Origin of the sequence: Jatrophihabitans sp., from assembly GCF_036388195.1 — a bacterium.
Lineage (GTDB): Bacteria > Actinomycetota > Actinomycetes > Mycobacteriales > Jatrophihabitantaceae > Jatrophihabitans_A.
Map to the genome: position 1 here is coordinate 64,411 of NZ_DASVSG010000121.1, position 24,784 is coordinate 89,194.

Here is a 24,784-nt window from a genome sequence, read left to right on the forward strand (position 1 = left end):
CGACCAGGGCCGCGGGTCAGGCGGGTGGCACGCAACTCCGGTCGAGCGGCCAGCCGAGGGTGAACACGGCTGACGGCCCGGTGGCCGCGGTGAAGCCGCCATCCGCTTCCTGGGTGATGTGCCAGACCCGGACATCCTTGCCGTCGGACGCGCCGTCCTTCTCATGGAAGCGGACCCAGTCGCCATGGGCCGCGCCGACCCCGCTGACCACCATCGTCTGAGTTCCGGTCGAGAGGGTGAACTCGGACTCGCCCTCGAAGTCGCCCAGCGCGCTCGGAACCCGGCCCCGGCACGCCACGACGTGGTAGGGACGTCCGGAGGCGACCGGCCTCACGGCAAAGTACGGCATGCGGTACACAGCCGCGCTCGCTCGCCGGTAGCCGCTCAGTACCAGTGCCGCCGGCCGCCGACCTCGCGGCCGGCAGCGCCGAGCACCGCGAGGATCAGGCCGATGATGACCAGGATGATGCCCAGCGTCCACAGGATCGAGATGCCGGTGACAAAGCCGATGATGAGCAGGATGATGCCCAGGACGATCATGATCGTCTCCCTACGGTGGGTGATGCGGCGCCAGTGTCGGCCCGCGTTCCAGCACTTCCACTGGACCACCCCTAGGGTCGGTGCGGTACACCCCTAGGGAGGTTTATGGTCCCAGTCATGACCGTGAGCCCGCCTACCACGACATCAGCGATCACCGTGGCGCTGGTCGATGACTACGACGTGGTGCTGCTGGGCGTCGCGCAGATGTTCCAGCAATACGCCGACCGGATCACGATCGCGGAGATCGACTCGAACGAGGCTGTCACCGACACCGTCGACATCGCGCTGTATGACTCCTTCGCCCAGCCCGAGTCCGACCATGACGAGATAGCCGTCCTGATCAACAACCCCCGGGCCCGGCGGGTCGTGGTCTACACCTGGAACTTCCATCCCGATCTGATCGCCAGCGCCTGCGAGCAAGGAGTGCACGGGTATCTCTCGAAGACCCTGCCTGCTCGCGATCTGGTCGCGGCGCTGGAAGCCGTGCATGCCGGCGAGGTGGTCATCAGCGATCCGCCGCAGCGGGCGCGCAGCGCACCGGGCCTGGACTGGCCGGGCCGGCGCGAAGGGCTGACCGACCGGGAAGCCGAGATTCTCGCGCTGATCACCCAGGGCAAGAGCAACTCCGATGTGGCAAGGCTGACCTACCTCAGCCCGAACACCGTGAAGTCCTACATCCGCACCATCTACCGCAAGATCGGTGTTGCCAGCCGGACCCAGGCCGTCCTCTGGGGTGTCCAGCACGGTTTCACGCCCGACCGGCACCGCATCGAGCACTGGCGCGGCGGGCCCTGACACCGCAGCCCGCCGGTTGGCAGCGGCCAGCTCGACAGGCAAGCGCGGAAAAGCAGGCCAGCCGGATCAGCCCGCCGGCAATTCATGGGCAGCAGGTGTCGGCCGGATGCAACCATTGCCCCGGCCAGGCGTCTTTGGAGGTAGCACCACGTATGGGGTGGTGCGCCGAGCCGGGGACGGTGGCCATGAGGACGACGATGGTGCGCAACGAGGATGTGCCGGAGCTCTCGCCGATGGCCGATGCCGATTCGGCGGTGGCCGCGCTGTTCCAGTCCCATCGGCTGGCGATGGTGCGGTTTGCGGTACTGCTCGTCGACGATGTCGAGACCGGCGAGGACGTGGTGCAGGAGGCCTACGCGGCCCTGCACCGGCGCTGGCCGGCGCTGGCTGACCGCGACGCCGCGGTCGGTTACCTGCGCACCTGCGTGCTGAACGGCTCGCGCTCGGTGCTGCGACGCCGGCGCACGGTCCGCCGCAATCCCTATCCGGATGCCGACAGCCTGACGGTGGAGGGCGCCGACGGGGGGGTGCTGCTGGCCGAGGAGCACCGCGAGGTGATCGCGGCGCTGCAACGGCTGCCCCGCCGGCAACGCGAGGTGATCGTGTTGCGCTACTGGTCCGAGCTTTCCGAAGCCGAGGTCGCGGCCACGCTGGGCATCTCGCTCGGCGCCGTCAAATCCAACGCATTCCACGGTCGCCACGCGATCGCCGCAGCACTGGGAGGTGCCGAATGAACACCGTCGACGACCGGATCGCAGCCGCTCTGCGGGCCCGGGCCGAGGCGCTGACCGAGGCCGACCTGTCACCGGCCTCGCCGCCCGTCGGCCGCCGCTGGGTACAGGCCGCTCGTGTCCGGTGGACCGCTCCGCTGCTGGCCGCTGCCATCGTCGGGATCGTGGCCGCTGCCACCGTCACCGCGGTGCAGCTGAGCCGCTCAGACCGCGCCAATCCGGCAACCACGCCGACGGTGTCGGTTCCCCCCTCGCCCAGCGGGGTGGCGCCGGCACCGTCGGCATCTACTTCGGCGCCGTCGCAGTCGCAGTCGCCGTCGCCGTCGCCGTCGCAGCCACAGTCGCAGTCACCGTCGCAGACGCAGCGGCCTACGGAGAGCCGTCCCGCGTCCTCGCAGTCGGCGACCCAGACCCCGTCCGCAACGGGGGCCGCCCCGTCAGCGTCCCCGTCACCGACCGGCACGCCGTCGCAGGCGCCCCCGCCGGTGTACGAGCGCTACCAGCCGCTGTGGCCGTTCGGCAGCTACGCCGAGGCCGAGCAGTGGCGCACCGAGGGTGGCGGATCGCAGCCGTGGCACCTCGACCCCGAGCAGACCGCGCTGGACTTCACCCGCTCCTATCTGGGGTTCACCGAGATCGACCAGGTGACCGGGACGTTCTTCGATGACCTGGGCGCCCACATCGGCGTCGGTTACCGCGATCCCGACGGCGTCTCGCACACCGCGGCCACGCTGCACCTGGTCCAGTACGGCACCGCCAGCGACTCGCCGTGGGAGGTGGTCGGCAGCGACGACACGACGTTCACGCTGGAGCAGCCGGCCTACGGATCGCAAGTGAGTTCGCCGATGACCGTCGGCGGCCACATCACCGGGGTGGACGAGAACATCGTGGTGTCGGTGCTGGCCAGCCAGACCGACCGCGCCACGCTGGCCCAGGTACCTGCTGGTGGCGACGGCGCGGCATGGACCACGGGGGAGGTTTCCTTCGAACAGCGCGGGGTGTTGACCATCGTCGCCAGCACCGGCGGTCACCTGCAGCAGGTGGAGCGGTTCGCCATCCAGGGCGTGCACACCTGAACCGGGCCCACGGGGGGTCAGCGCCGGATCTGCAGGGGCCTGCCGGCACCGCGGGTCCGGCGCTGCGCCGTGTGTCCTAGCGCGGCGCGCGATGGGTGGCCCGTGTCCTAGCGCGGCGTGCGATGGGTGGCCAGCATCGCCTCCAGGTCGCTGAGCTCGGCGCGCAGCTGTTCGGCCCGCTGCTCAGCCTGCAGCCGGGCGGTCTCGTTGATCTCGGCCACCGCCTCGGACAAGGCCGGCTGGTCGAGCAGCTCGGCGACCGCGGTCACCACCCCCGGCGCGACCGGGACGCCCTTGGCGATCGACCGGGCGCCGCGGCTGGCGCTGACCGACCAGGACGCCCCGGTCGAGCTGATCGTCACGCTGATCGCCGGGGCGGTCGGAGCCTTGCGACGGCGACCGGCCGTGGCTTGGCTGGCCGGGGCTGACTGGGTCGCCGGGGCCGCTGCTGGCGTTGCCGAACCTGCTGCCTGCGAACTGGCCGGGCCGGTAGCGGCTGCGTTCGGCACGGCGGCCGGTGACTCGCCGCCTTCACCAGGCGGTGGAGTCGGCGGCTTCGCGGCTGGCGAGTCGGATGCCGCCGGCTTCGCGGCTGGCGAGTTGGATGCGGCCGGTTTGGCGGTCCGGGTACCACCGCTGGGTGACCCGTCCCGAGCCGACCCGGCCCGAGCAGACCCGGCCCGAGCAGACCCGGCCCGAGCAGACCCAGCGCGTGCCGACCCGGCCCGAGCAGACCCAGCAGCTGGCCCCCTGCCGATACTCAGCTCGCCGGGCGCGAAGGCCAGCTCGTCGGCGACGCCGTTGACCTTGACCCGGACGGTCAGGAAGTCGGCCCCGTCCACGGCCGGGTCACCGATCCGGACGACAGAGCCGGAGGCGCCCGTCTCGAACTGCGGCCCGGACAGCGCCACCCGCGGCCGCCGGCCCGCGTCGAGCTGGCTGCGCAGCCGGGCCACGTCCTCCTCGGTCAAGCCGCTGGCCTTCTTGCGCCGTGGTGGCATCGCCTGTCCTCCTACCTCGCCTCGACACCGAGTAACCCATCCGTTCTCGCTGACTATCGAAGTCTGCCATCGGCCCGTTCGATGCTGTTGACGTGCAGAGATCGGCAAAGTTGGTAGACATGATGGGCAGTCAGGAGCAGCCTGACATCCTTGGTAAGCAGGTCTCGACCATTGCCCGCCCGAGAGCATGGGAGTTCTGATCATGCAGAAGCTGATTGCGTGGGGTAGTGGGTCAGTTTGAGGAAAGGTGGGGTTTAGGGCTGCTTTTCGTCGTCGGTTGCGCATACGTTCCAGGTGCGCGCAAGTAAGCGAGGCGGCCCCGGCCGGTGTAGCGAGCACCAGGCCGGGACCTTGGCCGAACCCCTACGTGACAGGAGCCCGACCCAATGAGCGAATCTACCGGCGACCCCTGGAGTAGGCGCCGACACCCGAGCAGCCCTGGCGACCCATCCCCGACGGCGAGGATGGAGACAGCTACCCGTACGACGACGGCGCGCCCTGGTGCGTTGACGGCGGCCTGCACCCAGGACGCGCTGGACTGCGGCACGCCAGGTCGTGCTGTTCACCGATGAGGCCAACCCGACGTCCAACGCCATCTATCAGCGAATCGGCTTCAGGGCATTGGATGATCGGCTGATCCTGCGGTTCGTCGACCCGGCGATCGAGGGCTGATATCGATCACCGCGCCACGCTGCCTGGCGCGGTCGAACGCGCACGGTGGCACCGTCATTGCGACGGCGCCACCGTGTCACGTCGGCCTACGACTGCCGCACCGCTCAGAATTGGCAGTAGTAATCGGGGACAAGCTTCACCCAACTGCTATTGGAGGTCGTGTAGCCCCAATAGTTGTCCCAAGTCTGAGCCCTGAAGCGGCCATCGTAGACGCCCCAGCTCTTATAACGTTCGCCCTTGTAAAGGGTAAACGGGGACGTCGTGGCGCCGCCGGTGGAGGATGCGAAGAACGTGATGTCGTTTGCTATTACCTCTCGGCAATTATATGACTGTGTCGACGCGTCGGATGCGGCGACTATTCCAGGTGCGAGCATAAACCCGACGGCCGCCAGCGCGGCAGTAGCTGTGCGTGACACTCTTCGCATTGTTGCCTCTCCTTCAACGATGGGGAATCTGCACCTAGGTCAGGGTGGTCACGCTAGCGCAGGTATCACCCTATGTCACCGTTATGTGGCATTTTGACAGATATCGTTCTGGTCTTGATCGATCACCTACAGGTGTGGGCGCGCGATGATCGAATTGCTACCCGTCCCGAGCCACCTTGGTGCTATGACAGCAGGCAGTTGCGGGCCGGGCGCCGGGCTCCGTCGAGAGGCCGGTCACCGCCGCCCTCGCCGCGGGCCGGGAACAGGTGGTAGACGACCGTAATCGGCGATCAGTTCGAGGTCGGCGAGGGTGTCGTGGCCGTCCAGTGAGTACATAAACGCCCACGCAATGGGGTACCGCCGGCACCGCTAGCAGGACCGGCGACCGTCATCGGCGAACGAGCGGAGGCCGCCCGACCGGAACCGGCTCCTCAGTGCCCCTCAGATGCGGGCAGCGCCGGCAGGCTGTACAGGTCGAGACGGCGGACGAGCTGGTCGACCAGCTCCGGATCCACGCCTCGCTCGGACCGGGCCGCGAGCAGCTCCTCCCGCGCGGCCCCGAGCATCTGTTGCAGTCCCAGTAGGAACTTGCCCCGGCCAGTGGCCCGGCCGGCAACCTCGCTGTGCTGGGAGTCGGTCCCGAGCTGGGCGTTGAGCCGGACCAGCAGGTCGGTCGGGAACGCGTTCAGCCGGTCCCACACCTCGACGGTGAAGTCCACCTCGTCCTGCAGTCGGTTCAGCGCTTCGGCGGCGGCGTGCGCGGCCCGCTCGATCAGCGCCGTCTCGGTGTCCTCGTTGTCGCGCGTGCCTGCGCGTACCCCCAACAGCTTCACCACGGTCGGCAGGGTCAGGCCCTGCAATACCAGGGTCACCAGCACCACCGAGAAGGCGATGAACAGGATCCGGTCGCGGGCCGGGAAAGGCCCGCCGGTATCGGTGACGGTCGGGATGGCCAGCGCCAGCGCCACGGTGGCCACCCCGCGCATGCCGGCCCACCACACCACCACCGTCTCCCGCCAGCCGATCGGCACGTCGGTGTCACGCTGGCGCCGCAGCCGCCGGCTGGCGCTCCGGCCGCTGAGCGCGTCGTCGAGGGCGCCGGCCTGCAACCGGCGGTAGAACCGCCGGGCCAGCAGCACCGAGGGCAGCAGGTACAGCAGCCGCACCACCACCACCACGCCGACGACGGCGGCCGTCTCTTCGACCAGCGACGTCCAGCGCGCCCCGATCGCCTGGAACGCGGTCTGGAACTCCAGGCCCACCAGCCCGAACGCGATCCCGGTGACCAGGGTCTCGGTCATCGACCAGAACACGTCGGTGGTCAACCGGCCCTGCGCGTCCGCAGCGTCCATCGGCCGGGACACCGAGTAGAGGGTGTACACCAGCACCGCGAGCACCCCGGAACCGTGCAGCTCCTCGGCCATCACGTACGTGGCGGTCGGCGCCAGTACCGACAGCAACACCTGCGGCCGCGGGTCACCCGATCCCAGCACCGCTATCAGCCGGGTGATGCCCCAGCCGAACCCGAAGCCGACTGCCAGGGCCAGCACGGCGGCCAGCAGCAGCCTGGTCGCCGCCTGGCCGGGGGTGATCGAGCCGCCGACCACCGCGGCGATCGCCACCTGGTAGAGCACCAGGGCGGCCACATCGTTGAACAGGCCCTCCCCCTCGAGCATCGACACCAGCCGGCGGGGCAGGTGCAGCTTGCCGGCGATCGCGACGGCCGCGACCGGGTCCGGCGGGGATACCAGGGCGCCCAGGGCCACCGCGCCGGCCAGCGTGATGCCGGGCACCACCGCGGACGCGACGTAGGCGACCGCGGCGGTGGTCACCATGACCAGGGCAACCGCCAGTAGCAGGATCGGCCGGGCATTGGCGGCCCAGAACCGCCAGGACGTCTTGCGCGCGGCGGCGTACAGCAACGGCGGCAGCACCAGCGGCAGGATCAGATCGGGTTCGATGTATACCTGCGGCACCTGGGGGATCGCGGCCAGCACGATCCCGAACAGGGTGACCAGCACCGGCCAGGGCAGGTTGATCCTGGACGAGACGGGGATCAGCACCGCGGTCGCGAACAGGACGGCGGCCACCAAGGCGAGCTGCTCCACTGGCTCACCTCCCGTCCTGGAGAGACCAACTTACCGGTCCGGACGCGACAGTTGAGCCTTCGAGCGGGTCCCGGGCGGCTGGCGAGGCAGGTCAGGCGGGGCGCAGCACCGCCCGCAGGTCGTCCAGGACCGCGACGTCCTCGATGGTGGACGGCACCACCGGGTCGCCGCCGTCGGCAAGCTGGCGCATCGTCGCGCGCAGGATCTTGCCCGACCGGGTCTTGGGCAGTGCCGCGACCACGTCCACCCGCGACAGCGACGCGATCGGCCCGACCTCGTCGCGCACCCGGGCGCTCAGCTCCGCGGCGAGCTGGTCGGCCGAGCCGTCCCAGCCGCTCTTGGGAACCACCAGGGCGCGCGGCACCTGGCCCTTCAGCGGGTCCTCGACGCCGATCACCGCGCACTCGGCGACGGCTGGATGCCCGGCGAGCGCGGCCTCCAGCTGCCCGGACGAGAGCCGGTGGCCGGCCACGTTCATCACGTCGTCGGTGCGCCCGAGCACGAACAGGTAGCCGTCGTCGTCGAGGTACCCGCCGTCGCCGGTCAGGTAGAAGCCTGGATGAGCTGACAGGTAGCTCTGGACGTAGCGCTGGTCATCGCCCCAGACGCCCTGGCTGACGCCCGGCGGCAGCGGGAGCTTCAGGCAGATGGCGCCCTCCTGGTTCGGCGGCAGCTGCTGGCCGTCCGGGCCCAGGATCCGGACGTCGTACCCCGGCGCGGGCACCGTCGCCGAGCCGGGCTTGATGGGCATCGGCTCCAGGCCGCGCAGGTTCGCCGCGATCGGCCAGCCGGTCTCGGTCTGCCACCAGTGGTCCACCACCGGGATGCCGAGCCGGGCGCTGGCCCACTCGTAGGTCGCCGGGTCCAGCCGCTCACCGGCCAGGAACAGCGTCTGCAGCGAGCTGAGGTCGTACTGCTTCATCAGCTCGCCGTCCGGATCCTCGCGCTTGACGGCCCGGAGGGCGGTCGGGGAGGTGAACAGCACCTTGACCCGGTGGTCGGCGACCAGCCGCCAGAACGCCCCGGCGTCCGGGGTGCCGACCGGTTTGCCCTCGTAGAGCACGGTGGTCGCGCCGGTGAGCAGCGGCGCGTACACGATGTAGGAGTGCCCGACCACCCAGCCGACGTCGCTGGCGGTCAGCATCACCTCGCCCGGGCCGACGTCGTAGATGTTGGCCATCGACCACCGCAGCGCCACCGCATGGCCGCCGTTGTCACGCACGATGCCCTTCGGGCGGCCGGTGGTGCCGGAGGTGTAGAGGATGTAGAGCGGATCGGTGGCCTTCAGCTCGACGCACTCGGCCGGCGCGATCAGCTGGGCGCGCATCAGCTCCCGCCAGTCCAGATCGCGGTCGGTCATGGCTGCCTGCACCTGCGGCCGTTGCAGGATGACGCAGCGCTCCGGCTGGTGGCGGGTCAGCTCCAGCGCACGGTCGAGCAGCGGCTTGTACTCGACCAGCCGGCTGGGCTCCACCCCGCAGGAGGCGGAGACGATCACCTTGGGCCGGGCGTCTTCGATGCGGGCGGCGAGCTCGGTGGCGGCGAAGCCGCCGAACACCACCGAGTGCACCGCGCCGATCCGGGCGCAGCCGAGCATCGCGATCACGGCTTCGGGCACCATCGGCAGGTAGATCAGCACCCGGTCGCCCTGGTCCACGCCGAGCGCGCGCAGCACCCCGGCGAACTTCGCGGTCAGCTCGGTGAGCTCGGTGTAGCTGTACTCCTTGCGGGTGCCGGTGACGGGGGAGTCGTAGATCAGGGCGGCCTGCTCGCCGCGGCCGGCCACCACGTGCCGGTCCAGGGCGTTGAAGCAGGTGTTGACGGTGCCGTCGGGAAACCAGCGGGAGAACGGGGCGTCGGTCGAGTCGAGCACCGTGCCGGGCTTGTGGATCCAGCTGATCGCGGTGGCCGCCCGGGACCAGAACCGATCCGGATCGGTCAGGCTCAGCTGGTAGTCCCCCGCATAGCTCATGTAGCGGATAGTGCCCCAACCGCTGCGTAATCGCCACGCCGGCGAAGCGTGAAGAAGGCCAGGGCGGCGGCGACGCACAGGAAGCCGGCGGTGAGCCAGGCGATCCGGTAGTCACCGGTGGCGTCGCGGACCGCGCCGGCGAACGAGGCGGCCAGGCCCGCGCCGATCATGTGGGAGGCGAACACCCAGCCGAACACCATCCCGGACTTCTCCACCCCGAAGTGCTCGCGGCACAGCGCCACGGTGGGCGGCACGGTGGCCACCCAGTCCAGGCCGTAGAAGACGATGAACAGGAACAGCGGCGGGCTCACCGTCGAGCCGAGCACGGACGGCACGATCAGCAGCGACAGCCCGCGCAGGCCGTAGTAGGCCAGCAGCAGGTTGCGCGGGTCGACCCGGTCGGTGAGCCAGCCGGAGCCGATGGTGCCGATGATGTCGAAGATGCCGATCAGGGCGAGCAGGTTGGCGGCGGTGGTGCCCGGGATGCCGTGGTCGTGGGCGGCCGGGATGAAGTGCGAGGCGACCAGGCCGTTGGTGGACCAGCCGCAGATGAAGAAGGTTCCCATCAGCACCCAGAACGGCCAGCTGCGCGAGGACTCGGTCAGCGTGGCGACGGCCGCCCTGGCCGGGTTGCGTTTGGATGCGGTCGGCGGGGCCCAGTCCGGCTCGGCGCCGTAGGGGGTCAGGCCGACGCTGGCGGGGGAGTCGGCGAGCAGCCACATCACGAACGGCACGAGCAGCAGCGAGAACGCCGCGACGAGGAGGACCGCGGTGCGCCAGCCGTGGGAGTTGATCAGGTAGGCCAGCATCGGCAGGAAGACAAGCTGACCGGTCGAGGAGGCTGCGGAGAAGATGCCGACGACCAGGCCGCGGTTGGTGACGAACCACCGGTCGGCGATGATCGCGCCGAACACCAGGGCCATCGAGCCGGTGCCGATCCCGATGGCGAAGCCCCACGCCAGGACGAGCTGCCAGGACGAGGACATCACGGTGGTGGCCAGGCAGCCGATTGCGACCAGGGTGAGGGCCAGGCCCACCATCCGGCGGATGCCGAAGCGCTGCATGAGGGCGGCGGCGAACGGGGCGGTCAGGCCGTAGACCACCAGGTTGACGGTGATCGCGAACGAGGTGGTGGACCGGGACCAGCCGAACTGCTGCTCGATCGGGACGATCAGCGCCCCGGTGCTGGACCGGAAGGCGGCGGTGGCGATGAGGGCGAAGAAGGTGATGGCCGCGACCGCCCACGCGCGGTGGAGCCGGCGGATGCGTTTGAGGTCGGCTGGGTTCGGCCGAAGCTGCTCAGCTGACTGTTCAGCGGTGGTCACCGGGCCATTCTGCCGGGTCGCGATGACGCCGGTCAGGCTGTTTTCGGTCGGCGTGGCGCCAGATCCCGCCGCCGTGGTCGTCGTCGGCCGCCGCATCTAGAGCACCCCGTTGTCGTGGGTGAGGGTGCTGGGAATGGTGGCAGCAGGGCGCCTCGGGTCGCCGGTGAGAATGGTGGACACGTGCGGCGCTCCTCCTGGCTAAGGGCAAGTGCGGCGGCTTCATCGACGTCAAGACTTCGCCGCTGGTCCGCATTCCCAGAGGACGACGAGCCGCCCGAGTGCACGCCGAGTCCGCGGCGACTGGATACCAGGTGTCCAGCGGGCCTTGCGTCGTCCCGTGCTCCAGGTTGAGGAGCGGCTTACCGGGTGTTCGGGCCAGCCGTCGCGCTCGTCGTCCGGTGATTGTGCTCATTGCCTGGTGATCCGGTGGTTGCGGCGGGGTGTTTGGGTGGGGTCGATCCAGGTGGGCGGGGTCCAGTGGGGTTGGCCGTGGACCATGCGGCAGCTCCACCCGCCGCGTTGGAATTCGCGGTGGTGATAGCCGCAGATGAGGGTGAGGTTAGCCGCTGATCGTTAAGCTGCCCTCTTGTGACGACACCTCGCATGGCAGCGATCTACGCTCGGATCTCCAGCGACCAGGACGGTCGAGGGTTGGGTGTGGCGCGCCAGGTGGAGGACTGCCGCAAGCTTGCCAGCGAGCGCGGCTGGGTGGTGGCTGAGGAGTACGTGGACAACGATGTGTCGGCTTACTCGGGGAAAGCTCGATCGGCGTATCAGCGGATGCTGGCCGATCTGGCTGCGGGTGAGCGGGACGCGGTGCTCGTCTACAACCTGGACCGGCTGCACCGTCAGCCTGCCGAGCTTGAGGACTTCGTGACGCTGTGCGAGAAGGCCGGTGTCACGAGCGTGGCGACGGTGACCGCCGACATCGACCTAGGCAACGACGATGGGCTGTTCATGGCGCGGATGTTCGCGGCGTTCGCGGCGAAGGAGTCCGGCAGGCGGTCGGCTCGGGTGCGGCGCAAGATGCAGGCCAACGCCGTTGCCGGGTTGCCGCATGGTGGGTCGCTTCGCCCGTTCGGCTATGACGAAACCCGGATGGTCGTGATCGAGAGCGAGGCCGCGATCATCGGCCAGCTCGCGGCTCGGTTCCTCGCCGGTGAGTCGCTGCGGTCGCTGGCTTCCTGGCTGGAGGACAACGAAGTAGCCACGGTGGCCGGCAAGCCGTGGCGCACTACCACCCTGAAGGCGGTACTGCTTTCTGGCCGGATTGCCGGCCTGCGGGAGCACCAGGGCGTCATCGTCGGGCCGGCGGCGTGGCCGGGCATCATCAGCGAGGAGCAGCACCGCCGTATCCGGGCGTTGATGGCGCAGAAGGCGGTATCGGGCCGCCGGGCGGCGCGCCGGTATGCGCTGTCGGGTCTGTTGCGGTGCGGCAAGTGCGGCAACCGGCTCTATTCCGCAGCCCGAGGGGACCGCCGCCGGTATGTGTGCTTGTCCGGGCCGGGTCATGGCGGCTGCGGCAGGCTGACGGTGGTCGCTGAGCCGGTTGAGGAGTTGATCGCCAAGGCGGTGCTGTTCCGGCTGGACACTCCGGAGTTGGCTGACACCCTCGCTGGACGGACCGCGCAGGACGAGGCGCTGGCCGAGGTCGTGACTCAACTCGGCGGAGACCGCGCGCAGTTGGAGGAGTTGGCCGAAGCTTATGCGGCCAGGTCGATCACGATGCGGGAGTGGTTGGCCGCTCGCAAGCTCATCGAGGACCGGATCACCCGCGCAGAACGACGGTTGGCCCGCGCCAACAACACCGATGCGCTGCCGTCGCTGATCGGCAACGGCCAGGCGTTAGGCCGAGCGTGGGACTCGCTCAACCTCGACCGCCATGTCGCGATCATCAAGGCTGTGCTGGATCACGCCGTTATCGGCCCCGGGCAGCCCGGCGCTCGCACCTTGGACCCGGCTCGGGTGCGACCGGCCTGGAAGCTGTAGGTCGCCACCACGGTCAGCGGTTGCGGCGGCGCGAGGCGCGCTCGCTCCGCTTGCAGCGCGTCTCCCATCCGCCGCCGCCCGCACAGCTGGATCGACGCCCAGCAGCGCCCCGAGTGTGCCAACCAGCACCGGATCAGCCACCTTCACCGGCACCCCCTGCGCCGCACAGGTGGTCCGTACCCAGTCCTCTACCTCCTCCGCAGTGAAGGTCTGACCGTCGAGCATGTCAGGCCCACTGCGCCCAGATCGCCGGACCGCCCTGCCAGTCAGGCGCATCGGCAGACGACCACCGAAGGATCGGGTCAGAGCCGAGCCGCGTCGAGGCCTCGTCGATCACCGCGTCGGGGCTGCGGCCGGTGATCCGCTGCACGCGGGGCTGTAACCCCTGCGCCAGGTCATAGCGGTGCAGCCCGTCGATCCGGGCGTCATCGGCGAAGGACTTCGCCACGTACTTCGACAGATACCCCGCCGCCTTACGCGCCTCACCCAACGTGCCGGACCCGACCGGCAAGTCACCGAGCACCTTGATATGCACGAACCCGTGCGGCCAAGACGCCGCGATCAGTGAGCGCGGGATGAACCGCCCGATCGCGAAATGCAGATGTAGGCCGTGGTCGGTCTTGTGCCACTCCGGCACCCACGCATAGGCGACCGGTTTGCCGTCCAACTCGGCCCGCAACGCCCGGAAGAACGCACCGACATGCGCCCGGACCTCGCGCTGATCATGGCACCCCGCGCCGCGATAGGTCAGGGTGCCGAGCCGGTTAAGCCGATTCGCCGCGCAATAGCGCCGCAGCTTTCCCTTCGCACGCCGGGCAGCCTCAACCCTGGCCCGCTCAGGATGCCGGGCCTGCCCTTTGACCCCACCACCACGGGCATATGGCCGCGACGGGACGAACGCGCCACCGGCCTCGCGAGCATCGGGGTAGAACGACAGCGACCAGCACGCGATGGGGCGACGCAAAACGGTGGCGACAGGATCGACGCTAGACATCGGATAGCTCCCGGCGGAACAGAGGCGAAACCCCTGACCAGGAACGACAACTCGAACGAGACCAGGAGCAAGGGCTGCTGCACCGGTCTCATCTGTGTATGCGCTCGGGTCTAGACCCTCACGAGACGAGGCATCCAGGCCGTGCTGCGGACCTCGCCCTGAACAACTGCCCCTCGTGCCCCTGCCGCAGATCGGCGGCTCGCCATCGGCCCTGGGACCAGGGCCCTCGTTTCATCTGACCGCCGGTTCTCGGTCTCCGCACCACGAGAATGCCACACGTGTAACTCACCGTGCAATACCTGAACGGCGCTAGGAAGGTGGGCGGTGTCCGTGGCAGAGCTGATCCATCAGGCTGCTCAGCGGCACGCCGAGCCCGTGGGCTACCCGGTGCCAGGTGTCCAGCGAACCGCGCGTCGTGCCGTGCTCCAGATTGATCAGCACGGTGCGGGACAGCCCAGTCAGCTCCGCGAGCGCGTCATAGGTCAAGTGCTTCTCGGCCCGCAGCCGGGACAGCTCCAGCCGCAGGGCCTCGTGGTTGGGCTCGGGTCGGCGGGGCACCCGCTCAGACTGGCAGTCAACGAACCTTGACCGCAGTACAGATTTGTTGACTATTGTGGTGAGGACCGCAACTGCTCATCGGAAGGCCAGCGCCGTGCCGCGTCCCCACGCCAGCTTCTGCGACCTACCGCCCGGCCGCGACCATGGGCCGTTCTGCGTTTCCCGCCCGGTTGCCCGCGAGGCGATCGCCATGAACGAAGCCGGACGGCCCGTCGATCTCACCGTGGACCTCGCCGTCCGCCGCGCGGACCGCGATGGTCACCAGTTGGTGAGGGTCATCGCCGAACCGCAAACCATCACCGCGCGGTCCGTAACCCTCCTGCCCTCCGGCACCGCCCGCCAACTTGCCGCCGCCCTGATCGTGGCCGCCGACCAAGCCGACGAACTCGACCATGACGTCTCCGCACGCCCAGCGTCCTGACGTGCGAGGCTGCTGGGCTGCGGGGGCTCGTTCTCGTCCGAGTTATGTTGCTAGTTCAAGTCAAGACCCATCACGAGTGAATCAAAACGCTCTAACAGCCTGTTGAAGCTGTAGCTTCGGCCCCTTGCAAGGTCGAGGTCAATCTTGGCCGCGAGCCGCGGCTGATCGACGGGTTTGGTGTAGGCGCGCGGATAGAGAGCGTCTTCTATCAGCGTTAACCCCCGCGACGTATCGGACCAGCCGAATCCTAGGTCTAGTGACTCCGCCGACGCGACAATCCAGTCTTCGAAGTCACGGTCAGCTAGGGCGACAGCGACGGGGCACGCGCATGAGTCCTGTATCCGTGCTGCAAGAGTTGGCCCCAACTCGCAAACCGCGTTATCGTCGCTATCAAGTATCACGAGAACCCCACGACAGCCAGGTCGGTTCCCAACAGCTGAAACGAACCGTTCGATCCCACCCGGCTTGCTTACATTTCCGACGCCTTTCACATTCACTGGCGACCCCAAAATATCCCTATACTCGCCAATTGACTGCAGGTATTTGCGTAGAACGATCGGTGCAGCGCCGTAATCTCCGCGCCCCTCGACCACTAGCGCAATATGCTGATCACCTGGCTGCGCGCTCATTGGGCGGGGTCAAGCAGGTCCGCTGACAGTAATTCCCCTGGCGTCATCAGACTTGACTGAATAGTCTCGCGTGTATGGCTGGCGACGTGAGCGATCCTCGAAGCGCCAGCCTCAGTCCATACTACTCGGAGCGAGTCCACGGCAATTGCGTTAACTATATCCGCACTGTGCGTAGTCACGAGAACTTGCGCTTGCGCGCATCTCGCCATGACGATTTCGGTCAACGTGCGCATGGCTCCAAGATGGACCGCAACTTCGGGCTCTTCGATGACAAGCAATCCGCTCTTGCCCGAACGATGAGCTGCTAGTAAGACCGCAAACATTCTAAGAGTGCCGTCCGACATTTGTTTTGCTAGAAACTTGCGCGTCCCCTTGTCCGTCGCTTGCCAGAAGCGAAGCGTGAGCTTGTCTGCAAGGTGCGGCACTTCGATCCGGGCAATCCCCGGAACGATCGCGGCTAAGTCTTCCACAACCTCGCGCCGTTCTTGCTGACTCAAGTCCTCAAAGATGCTCGCCACATTCGAGCCATCGGGCAGAAACTCGCTGACGGAGGATGGCTCCTGTAGCTCTCCCACCGATTTCGGATTGACGTCTAGGGTTTGGATACGACCCAGGACGTCGAAAACGACGAACCCTGCAACCGAGCCGCTGGTCGATATTGCACTTTGACCGCCTGCGACAATGCTGCGGCGCTGCTGTCCCTCTTCCTGATCACGCACGAGAACGGTCTTGCCGTCGCTCGAAAACTCGAACTTGTTCCGTCCAAGGTAAACGACCGCTTGTTCCCGCTTAACCCGATATCGTCCCCCTTCAATCGATCCCAAACTTAGCTCATAGAAACTGGCAAGGCTGCCTTCAAGCTCAAAACGCAGTGTGAGCGTTGGATCATATGGATGTCCTGAGCTGCGGTGCCTGAGCTGGTCATAGCCACCCCGGCGGTTAATTGCCACCGGCAACCCGAATGCACGGATCTCAGTAAGCAGTCGAATGGCTGCGACGGCGTTGGATTTGCCGCTCGCATTAGGTCCGACGAGGGCGACGAACGAACCAAAATCCAACGTCGAGTCTTTATAAGAGAGAAAATTCTTCATTTCTAGACTCAAGAACCGAACCGAGTCCATGGGCGACCGCTCCTCAGGCGCGTCCACGACGTCGTCGTCCAGAATCAGGTCGGTCACACGCTGACGCTAGCAAGATCGCACCCTTAATGGGAGTCCGCTCTTGCGGAGAGGGTTTACTAACGACTTGTCAGGTTGTCGAGGTCGGTGGCGCCGCCGTCGGCCCACCCCACGATGTGATGGCGTTGGCACCATTCTGGCGGCTTGTCGCAGCCAGGGAAGGTGCAGCCGCGGTCTCGGGCGATCAGGGCCAGGGTTTGCGCGCGGGTGGCGATGCGTTTGGTGCGGCCGTGGGCCAGCACGGCGCCGGTGGCGCCGGTGAGCAGCAGGTTGATCGCGGCCTCGTCGGCCAGCCTGAGCGCCTGGTCGACGCTGAGCTGATGCCCGAAGCTGGTCTCGGCCAGCCCCTGGCGGGTGGCTAGTTGGTCGGCGGTCATCGTGATGATGACCTGGGCCGGCGCCCCTGACTCGGGCAGCTCGTCGCGGCGGACCGCGATGCTGGCGAGGTCTTCTAGCGCGTCGTGCATGCGCTGGGCATGGTTGCGCGGGTCGGGTCCGGCTTCGCCGGTGGGCTGGGGTGCCGAGCGGGGTGTCAGGATGGCCAGGAGCAGCGCGCCGCAGGTAGCGGTGAGCCGTCCCCGGGCGGTGTAGCTGCCGTCGGCTTCCGGGTGCAGGGAGAAGTTGCGCTGACGCTGCTGCTCGGCATCGGAGGCCAGGGTGCCGTCGGGGTGCGGGTGCGCCAGGATGCGCTTGCCAACCATGGCCACCTCGCGCGGCCGCAGGGTGGCCGCCGCCTCGACGAGGTGCTTCTCGGCCAGGGTTCGGTCCTCGACGCTGACCGCTGCGGGCAGGCGCTTCAGGGCAGCCAGGATGGTCTGGGTGTGCTCGGCCGACACCACGCCATCGGCCTGGGCGGCGGCCAGGGCCGGCAGCACCGGCGACAACGGCTCACCGATGAGGCTGGTCCGTGACCCACAGGCCCGCGCCGCGGTAACCCGGTCACTCGCCTCGCCCGGGGACAGCCGCAGCACCCCCTGCAGCACTTCCGCCGTCGAGCCCATCACCAGCCGGCCGGCCACGCCGCGCCGGTCCAGCTCATCGATCAGCGCATGATCGATCACCGTCAACCGGCGTCGCAGCACCTCCAGCTCCCGGAGTTCGGCGAGCACATCGGCATCAGACACCCGAACCAACTCACCACTGGTCACCGATCCCAGATAGTCAGCCAGCGCAGCGATCAACCCGATCAGACCGTCCGTTACCAGGCCACTGTGAAGCTGCTCCATACATCAGACACTACGATGGGCGTCTGACACTTCCAGGCTGCCGAGCCAGTTATCCACAGGGTCGATAATCTCGGCCCAGAACCTCCGACAGCGGTGCATGATCGAGACATGAGCGCCCGACTGGACGAGAAGAACCCCGCTACGACAGGCTGCAAGGATGCGATCTCGAACGAGTGGAATGTGGTGGGGAACCGCGATCGAAGCGCCGGACCCCGACGTCTTGGCCAGGTTCTACTCGGAGCTGCTGGGCTGGCCGATCGGGCACGAGGAGCCGGGTACCGCCATCCTCGCCGCGCCGGAAGGCCCTATCTACCTGGCGTTCCAGCAGGCGGCCGGCTATCAGCCATCCGTGTGGCCACCCGTCGACGGGCAGCAGCGGCCGATGATCCACTTCGACTTCCAGGTCGGCGACCTCGACTCGGCGGTCGCCGACGCGGTCGCGCTGGGCGCCACCGTGGCTGCGCACCAACCGCAGGAGAACGTCCGGGTGCTGATCGACCCTGCCGGACACCCGTTCTGCCTCTGTCGCGACCACGGCTGATCAGGTGTCGATCGGCATCCGGCCAAGCCGACGAGCTGACTCGTCGGCCAATAGAGACGACGGCTGATCAGATCTTGGGATCGGCAGGTGGCCCACCAACGAACTGCATCGTTACCGGGCAGAGAAGACCTCAGCAGGTGACGTAGCTGGCGATGCTTCCCCAGGAGCACGAATCCTTCAGCGTCCCCACGCTGTTCTTGAGGTATGCGGTGTCACCGGTGTTGTTCCAGATGTAGGCCCGGGAGCCCCAGTACCGGTGGGTGCTGGTGTTCGTGCCGATGCCGGTGTGCAGCGTGACCGAGGCCCGCGGCCTGAGCACGAAGGTCCCGAACCGGTACACGTGCGCTGACCGGTCGGAAATCGTGTAACCGGTCAGGGTGAACGAGGCCGTATAGCTGGAATTGGTGATCACGACGTACTCGCCGTTGAGGCTGTAGTTCGTGCCGGTGTCGGTGCCGGGCGAATTCGCGTACGCCTTGCTGAAGTGCAGCGTCGGATTGACCGCCTCGGCCGGCGCGGCGCCGACCAGCGCGGCAGCGAGGCTCAGCACGGTCGCACCGGCAAGCAGACGTAGACGCATGGAATTCCCCCGAATAAGTGCCAGAAAGATTTAACAGCAACCATACGGTTTGCATCGTCACAAGGCAACCGCGGCCACTACTGGCGGCCCGGCAGGGACTCAGGGCGAGACGCCACTGGCGGCGAACGCCGGCGGGTAGACCAGCCGGCCGCGCAGCTGAGCGTCATAGGCCGGCAGGGCAATCGCCATCCCCGCCTCCGGCGGCGCCCAGTCCGGCAGCGCGATGGAGATGCCGAGCTCCCGGCTGTCGCGGAACCCGAACCGGGGGTAGTACCGAGGGCTGCCCTCCAACGTCACCAGCGGCTCGCCCAGCCGTTCGGCCTCGGCCAGCCCGGCCCGCACCAGGGCCGACCCGACGCCACGGCCCTGCACCGCCGGAGCCACCGCCAGCGGCGACAGCGTCAGCACCCGGCGCCGCGACCCGGACTCCGAAACCAGCTCGGCATGGCTCAACATCACGAAGCCGGCGACGGCCCCGTCCACCCGCGCCAGCAGGGCGAGTTCTGGCACATAGTCAGCAGACGCCCGGATCAGGTCCACCAGGTCCGCCACCGCCGGCTGGTCGACAAAGGCAGCAAGCACCACCGCCCGGATGGCTGCATGATCGGCCGGCTGCTCGGGCTCGACAACTATCCGCACCGGAGCATCGTCCCCCGCACGCCGGCAACGAGGCCAGCGAATACCGCCAGCAAACTCAGGGCTCGTCGTCGCCCGAACGTCCAGGCTCCCCGGGATTCTCCTGCTGCAGCAGGTACTGCTCGAACTCCGCGCCGATCTCGTCCGCGGTCGGCAGCCGGGCGCCCTCGGCGACCAGCCCGTGGCTGCGTCCGGCGACGATCTCGTCGTACTGCAGCTCCAGCGCCCGCACCACCGCGGTGATCTGCTCCGACGCCGCCACCTTGGCGTCCAGCTCGATGCGGCTCGCGGTCGCCGCCTCCTGCAGCGGCTCGGTGGGCAGCACCAGCCCGCCCGCCTTGGCCACGCACTCGACCAGGGTCAGCGCCGCGGCCGGATAGTCCAGGTGCGCCAGATAATGCGGCACGTTCACAGCGAACCCGGTCGAGGCCACACCGACCGCGCTCAGCCGGAACTCGATCAGGTGCCCGGCGCTGGCCGGCACCTGGACGGTCCCGAGCCAGTTGCTGTACTCGGCCACCATGTCGGGGGAGCTGCCGCGGGCGATCACGGTGGACGGCCGGCTGTGCGGCACGCCCATCGGGATCGCGTCCAGCGCGATCACCAACCGGACCCCCAGCCGCTGGACGATCATCTCCACAGCCGAGGCGAACCGCTCCCACTGCAGATCGGGCTCGGCCCCGGCCAGCAACAAGAAACCCGTGCCGGCCGAGTCGCGCACCGCGTGCACCTTCAGCTCCGGCGCGGTGAAGCTCTCCCAGTGGTCGGTGACGAACAGCATCTCCGGCCGCCGTCCCCGGTAGTCGAAGACCTGGTCGATGTCGAAGGTGGCGATCACCTCGGACTCCAGCGTGCGGAGCAGGTGCGCCCGGGCCAGCTGGGCAGCGTTGCCGGCGTCGATGAAGCCGTCCAGCGCCAACACCAGGACCGGCCGGTCAAGGTCCGGCAGCTCCTCGGTCAGCTGAAACAGCTCCGCCGGGTCGAGCATCGTCTCAGCCGGACGTCAGCGCGACGGTGAGCTCGGGCTCGGTGGCCGCGCGGACCTCGTCCACCGTCACGCCGGGCGCCAGCTCGCGCAGCACCAGGCCGTCCGGCTCGATGTCGATCACCGCCAGGTCGGTGATGATGTGGTGCACGCAGGCCGCCCCGGTGAGCGGCAGCGAGCACTCGTTGACCACCTTCGGGCTGCCGTCACGGGCCAGGTGCTCCATCATCACGATCACCTTCTTCGCCCCGTGCACCAGGTCCATGGCGCCGCCCATCCCCTTAATCATCTTCCCAGGAATGGTCCAGTTCGCCAGGTCGCCGTTTGCCGCGACCTGCATCGCGCCGAGCACCGCCACGTCGATATGCCCGCCGCGGATCATCCCGAACGACAGCGCGGAATCGAAGAACGACGCCCCCGGCAGCACCGTGACGGTCTCCTTGCCGGCGTTGATCAGGTCGGCGTCCACCTCGCTCTCCAAGGGGTACGGGCCCACCCCGAGGATCCCGTTCTCGCTCTGCAGCACCACGGTGATCGACGGATCGACGTAGTTCGGCACCAGCGTCGGCAGCCCGATGCCCAGGTTGACGTACTGGCCGTCGTGCAGCTCGCGGGCCACCCGGGCGGCGAGCTCGTTGCGATTGAGAGCCATCGTCAGATCAGCCTGCGCTTTCCGGTCGTCGGACTTCGGGTGCGGCGCCGGGCGCCCCGGCTTCGTCGCCGGCCCCCGAGCGGGTGTCATCGGCCTGCTCGCGCACGGTGCGCTTCTCGATCAGCTTGCCGGCCTCGCCCACCTCGACGACCCGCTGCACGAACACCCCCGGGGTGTGCACCTGCTCGGGATCCAGCTCGCCCGGCTCGACGAGCTCCTCCACCTCGGCGATGGTGATCCGCCCGGCCATCGCGCACAGCGGGTTGAAGTTGCGGGCCGAAGCGTCGTAGCTGAGGTTGCCGTGGCGGTCACCCCGGGCCGCCCGCACCAGCGCGAAGTCGGTGACGATCCCCTCCTCCAGCACGTACAGCCGCCCGTTGAACTCCCGGGTCTCCTTCTGCGGGGACGCCAGCGCGACCGTGCCGTCCGGATGGTAGCGCCACGGCAGGCCACCCTCGGCGATCATGGTGCCCACCCCGGCCGGGGTGTAGAACGCCGGGATTCCGGAGCCGCCGGCCCGCAGCCGCTCGGCCAGGGTGCCCTGCGGCGTCAGCTCGACCTCCAGCTCGCCGCTGAGGTACTGCCGGGCGAACTCGCGGTTCTCACCGACATAGGAGCCGATGGTGCGCCGGATCCGCTTGGCGCCGAGCAGGATGCCCAGCCCCGCCTCGTCCAGGCCGCAGTTGTTCGACACGGTCTCCAGCTCGCCGCTGCCGAGCTCCAGCAGCGCCTGGATAAGCACGTGCGGGATGCCGCACACGCCGAAGCCACCGACCGCCAGCGATGCTCCCTCGCCGATGTCAGCCACTGCCTCGGCGGCTGTTGCCACCACTTTGTCCACGCTCGGCACCTCTCCAGCAGGTCGTCCGGACGCCCGGCCGGGAGTGCTCCGGACCGGACGGGGTAGGTACGCGAACTCTAACCAGCGTGCCCGGCCACGGCATCAGTGGCTGACGGTGACGTTCTCCGCCTGGGCCCGCGCGGCCGCCTTGGCCGGGTCCGGATTGCGCACCAGCACCACCGAGCCGCCGACCGCCAGCGGCGCCAGCAGGGACGCCACCCAGTGCTGCGGAGCGGCCCAGGGCACGGTCCACATCAGCCGGCCGGCGGGTCCGAGCCCCAGCTCCTCGGCCGCCTGCCGGGCCGCTTCGGCCAGCTCGGCCCGCGAGCGCCCGGCCAGCGCGAGGTCACCCGGGCCGGCCTGGGCACGGACCGTCGGCCAGCTGTCGGGCATCGGACGCACCGAGCTGGAGTAGTCGGCCATCCCCAGCGGCGGCGGCGACGGCCTGGCCATGCTGAGCAGCGACACCGCGAACGCCCCGTCCAGGCGGTCCGGGGTGATCAGCGCCGACAGCGAGTCGGCGTCGCCGAAGGCCACCGTCGCGGTCGCCGGATCGGTCACCACCTCGAGCCCGGCGTACCAGCAGCCCAGCAGGACGGGCGCGGCCAGCCAGTGCACCGGCAGCCGGACGAAGGCCCGGTCACCGACCGCCGCGCCGAGCTCGTCCACCAGCAGGAAGTGGGTCTTGGCCACCCAGTTCGCCAGCGACTTCGCCGACAGCTCCGCGCGCTCACCGGTGGCGTCGTCGTAGAAGGTGACCAGCGGGCTCCCCGGGTCGGCAACCAGCCGGGCGGCGAACAGCTGCTCGGGTCCCTGGTGCGGCATCGTCGGCTCAGCTCCTCGCACAGCGACGGGACGGGCTAGTTGATGCAGCCGGCATCGGCCGCGGTGGTCACGCCCGGCGCCGGCGCCGACTTGGAGGGCGTCGGCTTGGCCGTGTTGCTCGGGGTCTTGGGCATCAGGCTCTTCACCTGGATGCCGTTCTCCCCGAGCACCAGGGTCACGGAGGTGACGTCCGGGGTGCGCTCCAGCTCCGCGCCGGGCACCTGGGCCTGCAGCGCCTTGGCCGCCGACTCCTGGCCCGGGGCGTACCGGATCACGGTCTTGGCCACCACGTCCGAGGACGCGGGCGGGATCTCGGTCTTGAAACCGGCCGCCTGCAGCGCCCTGGCGTTGGTCTTCTCCAGGCCGTTGGTGTTGGTGTCGTTGATGACCCGGACGGTCACCGTGCCCGGGGCGGCGGGCTTGGCCTTCTGCAGCGCCGAGCCGGAATTGCCGATCAGCCTGTCGATGAAGTCGGGCATCTCAGCAGCGTTCACCACCACGGTGTTCTGGATCTGGCCGCCGATCTGCTCATCGCGGTATCCCTGGGTGGGGATGGTGGTGAAGGTGAAGTTGCCGGCCTGCAGGTTCTGCATCTGCTGGGCGAGCTTCAGCGGCTCCAGCGTGTCGTCCATCTGCAGCGAGGACGACACCGCCTTCAGCAGGTTCTGCAGCTTGATCGGGTTCAGCAGGGTGCCGGCCGAGGACATCTTGCGGAACACCGCCGACAGGAAGTACTGCTGGCGCTTGATCCGGTCCAGGTCGCCGTTCTTCAGCCCGTAGCGCTGCCGGACGAAGGCCAGCGCCTGGGCGCCCTTGATGGTCTGGTGGCCGGCCTTGAGGTCGATGCCGGACTTCACCTCCTTCTGCGCGGCGTTGAGGCAGACGTCCACCCCGCCGATGGCGTTGGAGATCCGGTAGAAGCCGAGCAGGTCGACCTGGACGAAGTGGTCGATGCTCAACCCGGTCAGGTTCTCGATGGTCTGGACCAGCAGCCGGGCGCCGGCGGCCTTGTCACCCTTCGCGGCCTGGACGCCGATCGGGTAGGCGGCGTTCAGCTTGTTCTTGCCATGGCCGGGGATGCTCACGTAGGAGTCCCGCGGGAACGAGATCGCGGTGGCCTTGCTGCCGTCGGCCGGCAGGTGCAGCAGCATCATGGTGTCGGTGTTGTAGCTGCCGCCGTCACGATGGGTGCCCAGCTCCCGCAGCTCGGCGTCGGTGGCGGTGTCGCGGTCGTCGTTGCCGACCAGCAGCAGGTTCTGGTCCTGCCCGTCGATTCCGCCGTTGGCCGCCTTGCCCTTGGCCGAGATCGCGTTGACCCGGGTGATGTCGGCATTGAAGTTGCGGTAGGTCGCCCACGCCCAGCCGCTGCCGACCAGGACCAGCAGCGAGCAGAGGGTCGCCACGATCCGCAGGCCCAGCGTCGCGCCGTGCAGCAGGTCCGACCCCGACCGGCCCGGTGGCGGGGGGCCCGCGGTGGTTGCCGACCGGGCGGGGGACGCGCCCGTGGCCGGTCTCCCGGGGGACGCGCCCGTGGCCGGCCGCCCGGGGGACGCGCCCATGGCCGGCCGCCCGGGGGACGCGCCCCGCTGGGCCCGGTTGGCCGAGCGCCCGCGCGGGTCCAGCTCCGGTGGCAGCTGGGCGTTGGGGTCACCGGGCCGCGCGCTCCGTCCCTCGATGTTCTGGCCGCCTCGTCCCCCCGCTTGGCCAGCCGGCCGCCCGGCCGGACGCGGGCGTCCACGCCGCGGGTCGAGCTCCGGGGGTAACTCGCCGTCGGCCGGATTCGACCAGCCGGCTGGCGGTCGATCATCGTGGGAGGGCATCGGCGGAGTCTATCGAGATCGACTGTGGAAACGTCAGAAGCGCCGACACGCCCAGCGGGTCCTCGACCACGCGACGTTGCCAGCGGGTCCTCGGCCCCGCGACGTCACCCAGCGGGCCCTCGGCCCGCGATGTCGCCCGGCCACCCGGCCGCCCAGCCGCTCGGCCGCCCAGCCGCCCGGCCCCCGGGTGGCCCTCCCCGGGTGTGCGAGCATGAAGCGCATGCCCGCCCTCGTCTCCCGCCGGCAGCCGTGCGGCCCGTCCCG

Annotated in this window: 25 protein-coding genes; 6 read left to right on the forward strand and 19 right to left on the reverse strand. The window is 68.8% G+C overall.

The features are described from left to right. Positions 1 to 16: 16 nt before the first annotated feature. Together VF612_RS12410 and VF612_RS12415 are read right to left on the reverse strand one after the other, a co-directional pair. Positions 17 to 334 (reverse strand): hypothetical protein, encoded by a 318-nt coding sequence (locus tag VF612_RS12410; RefSeq protein WP_408660157.1) that lies wholly within the window; start codon positions 332 to 334, stop codon positions 17 to 19. Positions 335 to 384: 50 nt separating this feature from the next. Further along, a complete protein-coding gene (locus VF612_RS12415) occupies positions 385 to 540 on the reverse strand; it encodes a DUF6131 family protein (protein WP_408660158.1) in 156 nt (51 codons plus the stop codon). A gap of 117 nt (positions 541 to 657) precedes the next feature. Here VF612_RS12415 and VF612_RS12420 point away from each other — a divergent pair, with 117 nt between their 5' ends. The 3 genes from VF612_RS12420 (at position 658) to VF612_RS12430 (ending at position 3,142) form a co-directional block, all read left to right on the forward strand. Further along, positions 658 to 1,335 carry a LuxR C-terminal-related transcriptional regulator gene (locus VF612_RS12420; RefSeq protein WP_408660159.1) on the forward strand — a complete coding sequence of 226 codons (678 nt, stop codon included), beginning with the start codon at positions 658 to 660 and terminating at the stop codon, positions 1,333 to 1,335. Between the two features lie 185 nt (positions 1,336 to 1,520). Continuing rightward, positions 1,521 to 2,069 (forward strand): sigma-70 family RNA polymerase sigma factor, encoded by a 549-nt coding sequence (locus VF612_RS12425; protein WP_408660160.1) that lies wholly within the window; start codon positions 1,521 to 1,523, stop codon positions 2,067 to 2,069. Then, on the forward strand, positions 2,066 to 3,142 hold the full coding sequence (locus VF612_RS12430; RefSeq protein ID WP_408660161.1) for a hypothetical protein: 1,077 nt from the start codon (positions 2,066 to 2,068) through the stop codon (positions 3,140 to 3,142). Before VF612_RS12425 ends, VF612_RS12430 begins: the two co-directional genes overlap by 4 nt. A gap of 107 nt (positions 3,143 to 3,249) precedes the next feature. On the opposite strand, the gene VF612_RS12435 is transcribed toward VF612_RS12430, so the two are convergent. Then, on the reverse strand, positions 3,250 to 4,143 hold the full coding sequence (locus VF612_RS12435) for a hypothetical protein (RefSeq protein WP_408660162.1): 894 nt from the start codon (positions 4,141 to 4,143) through the stop codon (positions 3,250 to 3,252). 555 nt (positions 4,144 to 4,698) lie between these two features. Here VF612_RS12435 and VF612_RS12440 point away from each other — a divergent pair. Continuing rightward, the gene (locus VF612_RS12440) at positions 4,699 to 4,815 is read left to right on the forward strand and encodes a GNAT family N-acetyltransferase (RefSeq protein ID WP_408660163.1); all 117 of its coding nucleotides are present in this window, start codon (positions 4,699 to 4,701) and stop codon (positions 4,813 to 4,815) included. An 856-nt stretch (positions 4,816 to 5,671) separates the two neighbouring features. Here VF612_RS12440 and VF612_RS12445 read toward each other — a convergent pair. The 3 genes from VF612_RS12445 to VF612_RS12455 form a co-directional block, all read right to left on the reverse strand. Continuing rightward, positions 5,672 to 7,348, reverse strand: a complete 1,677-nt coding sequence (locus tag VF612_RS12445; RefSeq protein WP_408660164.1) for a Na+/H+ antiporter — start codon at positions 7,346 to 7,348, stop codon at positions 5,672 to 5,674. Between the two features lie 91 nt (positions 7,349 to 7,439). Further along, the gene (locus VF612_RS12450; protein ID WP_408660165.1) at positions 7,440 to 9,320 is read right to left on the reverse strand and encodes an AMP-binding protein; all 1,881 of its coding nucleotides are present in this window, start codon (positions 9,318 to 9,320) and stop codon (positions 7,440 to 7,442) included. Then, positions 9,317 to 10,645, reverse strand: a complete 1,329-nt coding sequence (locus VF612_RS12455; protein WP_408660166.1) for an MFS transporter — start codon at positions 10,643 to 10,645, stop codon at positions 9,317 to 9,319. The genes VF612_RS12450 and VF612_RS12455 overlap by 4 nt, the downstream gene beginning before the upstream one ends. Before the next feature lie 603 nt (positions 10,646 to 11,248). Here VF612_RS12455 and VF612_RS12460 point away from each other — a divergent pair. Beyond that, positions 11,249 to 12,634, forward strand: a complete 1,386-nt coding sequence (locus tag VF612_RS12460) for a recombinase family protein (protein WP_408660167.1) — start codon at positions 11,249 to 11,251, stop codon at positions 12,632 to 12,634. 226 nt (positions 12,635 to 12,860) lie between these two features. Here the strand turns inward: VF612_RS12460 and VF612_RS12465 are convergent, their stop codons facing one another. The 6 genes from VF612_RS12465 to VF612_RS12490 all read right to left on the reverse strand — a co-directional run bounded on the left by VF612_RS12465 (position 12,861) and on the right by VF612_RS12490 (position 17,538). Next, the gene (locus tag VF612_RS12465) at positions 12,861 to 13,628 is read right to left on the reverse strand and encodes a rolling circle replication-associated protein (RefSeq protein WP_408660168.1); all 768 of its coding nucleotides are present in this window, start codon (positions 13,626 to 13,628) and stop codon (positions 12,861 to 12,863) included. A gap of 309 nt (positions 13,629 to 13,937) precedes the next feature. Continuing rightward, positions 13,938 to 14,186 carry a helix-turn-helix transcriptional regulator gene (locus VF612_RS12470; protein ID WP_408660169.1) on the reverse strand — a complete coding sequence of 83 codons (249 nt, stop codon included), beginning with the start codon at positions 14,184 to 14,186 and terminating at the stop codon, positions 13,938 to 13,940. 124 nt (positions 14,187 to 14,310) lie between these two features. Continuing rightward, positions 14,311 to 14,580, reverse strand: a complete 270-nt coding sequence (locus VF612_RS12475) for a hypothetical protein (RefSeq protein ID WP_408660170.1) — start codon at positions 14,578 to 14,580, stop codon at positions 14,311 to 14,313. Positions 14,581 to 14,657: 77 nt separating this feature from the next. After that, a complete protein-coding gene (locus VF612_RS12480; protein WP_408660171.1) occupies positions 14,658 to 15,200 on the reverse strand; it encodes a hypothetical protein in 543 nt (180 codons plus the stop codon). 32 nt (positions 15,201 to 15,232) lie between these two features. Further along, positions 15,233 to 16,414 carry an AAA family ATPase gene (locus VF612_RS12485; protein ID WP_408660172.1) on the reverse strand — a complete coding sequence of 394 codons (1,182 nt, stop codon included), beginning with the start codon at positions 16,412 to 16,414 and terminating at the stop codon, positions 15,233 to 15,235. Positions 16,415 to 16,473: 59 nt separating this feature from the next. Beyond that, complete coding sequence (locus tag VF612_RS12490) at positions 16,474 to 17,538, reverse strand: HNH endonuclease signature motif containing protein (RefSeq protein WP_408660173.1); 1,065 nt, start codon at positions 17,536 to 17,538, stop codon at positions 16,474 to 16,476. A 259-nt stretch (positions 17,539 to 17,797) separates the two neighbouring features. On the opposite strand from VF612_RS12490, the gene VF612_RS12495 reads away from it, so the two are divergent. Then, the gene (locus VF612_RS12495) at positions 17,798 to 18,181 is read left to right on the forward strand and encodes a VOC family protein (protein ID WP_408660174.1); all 384 of its coding nucleotides are present in this window, start codon (positions 17,798 to 17,800) and stop codon (positions 18,179 to 18,181) included. Positions 18,182 to 18,311: 130 nt separating this feature from the next. On the opposite strand, the gene VF612_RS12500 is transcribed toward VF612_RS12495, so the two are convergent. The 7 genes from VF612_RS12500 to VF612_RS12530 form a co-directional block, all read right to left on the reverse strand. Continuing rightward, positions 18,312 to 18,761: a lamin tail domain-containing protein gene (locus tag VF612_RS12500; RefSeq protein WP_408660175.1), complete on the reverse strand. Its 450-nt coding sequence runs from the start codon at positions 18,759 to 18,761 to the stop codon at positions 18,312 to 18,314. A 99-nt stretch (positions 18,762 to 18,860) separates the two neighbouring features. Then, positions 18,861 to 19,400, reverse strand: a complete 540-nt coding sequence (locus tag VF612_RS12505) for a GNAT family N-acetyltransferase (RefSeq protein WP_408660176.1) — start codon at positions 19,398 to 19,400, stop codon at positions 18,861 to 18,863. A gap of 55 nt (positions 19,401 to 19,455) precedes the next feature. Next, positions 19,456 to 20,385 (reverse strand): PAC2 family protein, encoded by a 930-nt coding sequence (locus tag VF612_RS12510; RefSeq protein WP_408660177.1) that lies wholly within the window; start codon positions 20,383 to 20,385, stop codon positions 19,456 to 19,458. A 4-nt stretch (positions 20,386 to 20,389) separates the two neighbouring features. Continuing rightward, positions 20,390 to 21,034 carry a CoA transferase subunit B gene (locus VF612_RS12515; RefSeq protein WP_408660178.1) on the reverse strand — a complete coding sequence of 215 codons (645 nt, stop codon included), beginning with the start codon at positions 21,032 to 21,034 and terminating at the stop codon, positions 20,390 to 20,392. A gap of 7 nt (positions 21,035 to 21,041) precedes the next feature. Then, the gene (locus VF612_RS12520) at positions 21,042 to 21,875 is read right to left on the reverse strand and encodes a CoA transferase subunit A (RefSeq protein ID WP_408660179.1); all 834 of its coding nucleotides are present in this window, start codon (positions 21,873 to 21,875) and stop codon (positions 21,042 to 21,044) included. A 102-nt stretch (positions 21,876 to 21,977) separates the two neighbouring features. Continuing rightward, positions 21,978 to 22,700, reverse strand: a complete 723-nt coding sequence (locus tag VF612_RS12525) for a TIGR03089 family protein (RefSeq protein WP_408660180.1) — start codon at positions 22,698 to 22,700, stop codon at positions 21,978 to 21,980. A gap of 35 nt (positions 22,701 to 22,735) precedes the next feature. After that, complete coding sequence (locus VF612_RS12530) at positions 22,736 to 24,520, reverse strand: LCP family protein (protein ID WP_408660181.1); 1,785 nt, start codon at positions 24,518 to 24,520, stop codon at positions 22,736 to 22,738. Between the last annotated feature and the right edge of the window lie 264 nt (positions 24,521 to 24,784).

Coding starts and splice junctions, on each gene's coding strand:
- VF612_RS12415 (WP_408660158.1), bottom strand. CDS start 540: ATGATCGTCCTGGGCATCATCCTGCTCATCATCGGCTTTGTCACCGGC.
- VF612_RS12420 (WP_408660159.1), top strand. CDS start 658: ATGACCGTGAGCCCGCCTACCACGACATCAGCGATCACCGTGGCGCTG.
- VF612_RS12425 (WP_408660160.1), top strand. CDS start 1,521: ATGAGGACGACGATGGTGCGCAACGAGGATGTGCCGGAGCTCTCGCCG.
- VF612_RS12430 (WP_408660161.1), top strand. CDS start 2,066: ATGAACACCGTCGACGACCGGATCGCAGCCGCTCTGCGGGCCCGGGCC.
- VF612_RS12435 (WP_408660162.1), bottom strand. CDS start 4,143: ATGCCACCACGGCGCAAGAAGGCCAGCGGCTTGACCGAGGAGGACGTG.
- VF612_RS12450 (WP_408660165.1), bottom strand. CDS start 9,320: ATGAGCTATGCGGGGGACTACCAGCTGAGCCTGACCGATCCGGATCGG.
- VF612_RS12460 (WP_408660167.1), top strand. CDS start 11,249: ATGGCAGCGATCTACGCTCGGATCTCCAGCGACCAGGACGGTCGAGGG.
- VF612_RS12465 (WP_408660168.1), bottom strand. CDS start 13,628: ATGTCTAGCGTCGATCCTGTCGCCACCGTTTTGCGTCGCCCCATCGCG.
- VF612_RS12475 (WP_408660170.1), bottom strand. CDS start 14,580: ATGGTCGAGTTCGTCGGCTTGGTCGGCGGCCACGATCAGGGCGGCGGC.
- VF612_RS12495 (WP_408660174.1), top strand. CDS start 17,798: ATGCGATCTCGAACGAGTGGAATGTGGTGGGGAACCGCGATCGAAGCG.
- VF612_RS12500 (WP_408660175.1), bottom strand. CDS start 18,761: ATGCGTCTACGTCTGCTTGCCGGTGCGACCGTGCTGAGCCTCGCTGCC.
- VF612_RS12510 (WP_408660177.1), bottom strand. CDS start 20,385: ATGCTCGACCCGGCGGAGCTGTTTCAGCTGACCGAGGAGCTGCCGGAC.
- VF612_RS12515 (WP_408660178.1), bottom strand. CDS start 21,034: ATGGCTCTCAATCGCAACGAGCTCGCCGCCCGGGTGGCCCGCGAGCTG.
- VF612_RS12525 (WP_408660180.1), bottom strand. CDS start 22,700: ATGCCGCACCAGGGACCCGAGCAGCTGTTCGCCGCCCGGCTGGTTGCC.
- VF612_RS12530 (WP_408660181.1), bottom strand. CDS start 24,520: ATGCCCTCCCACGATGATCGACCGCCAGCCGGCTGGTCGAATCCGGCC.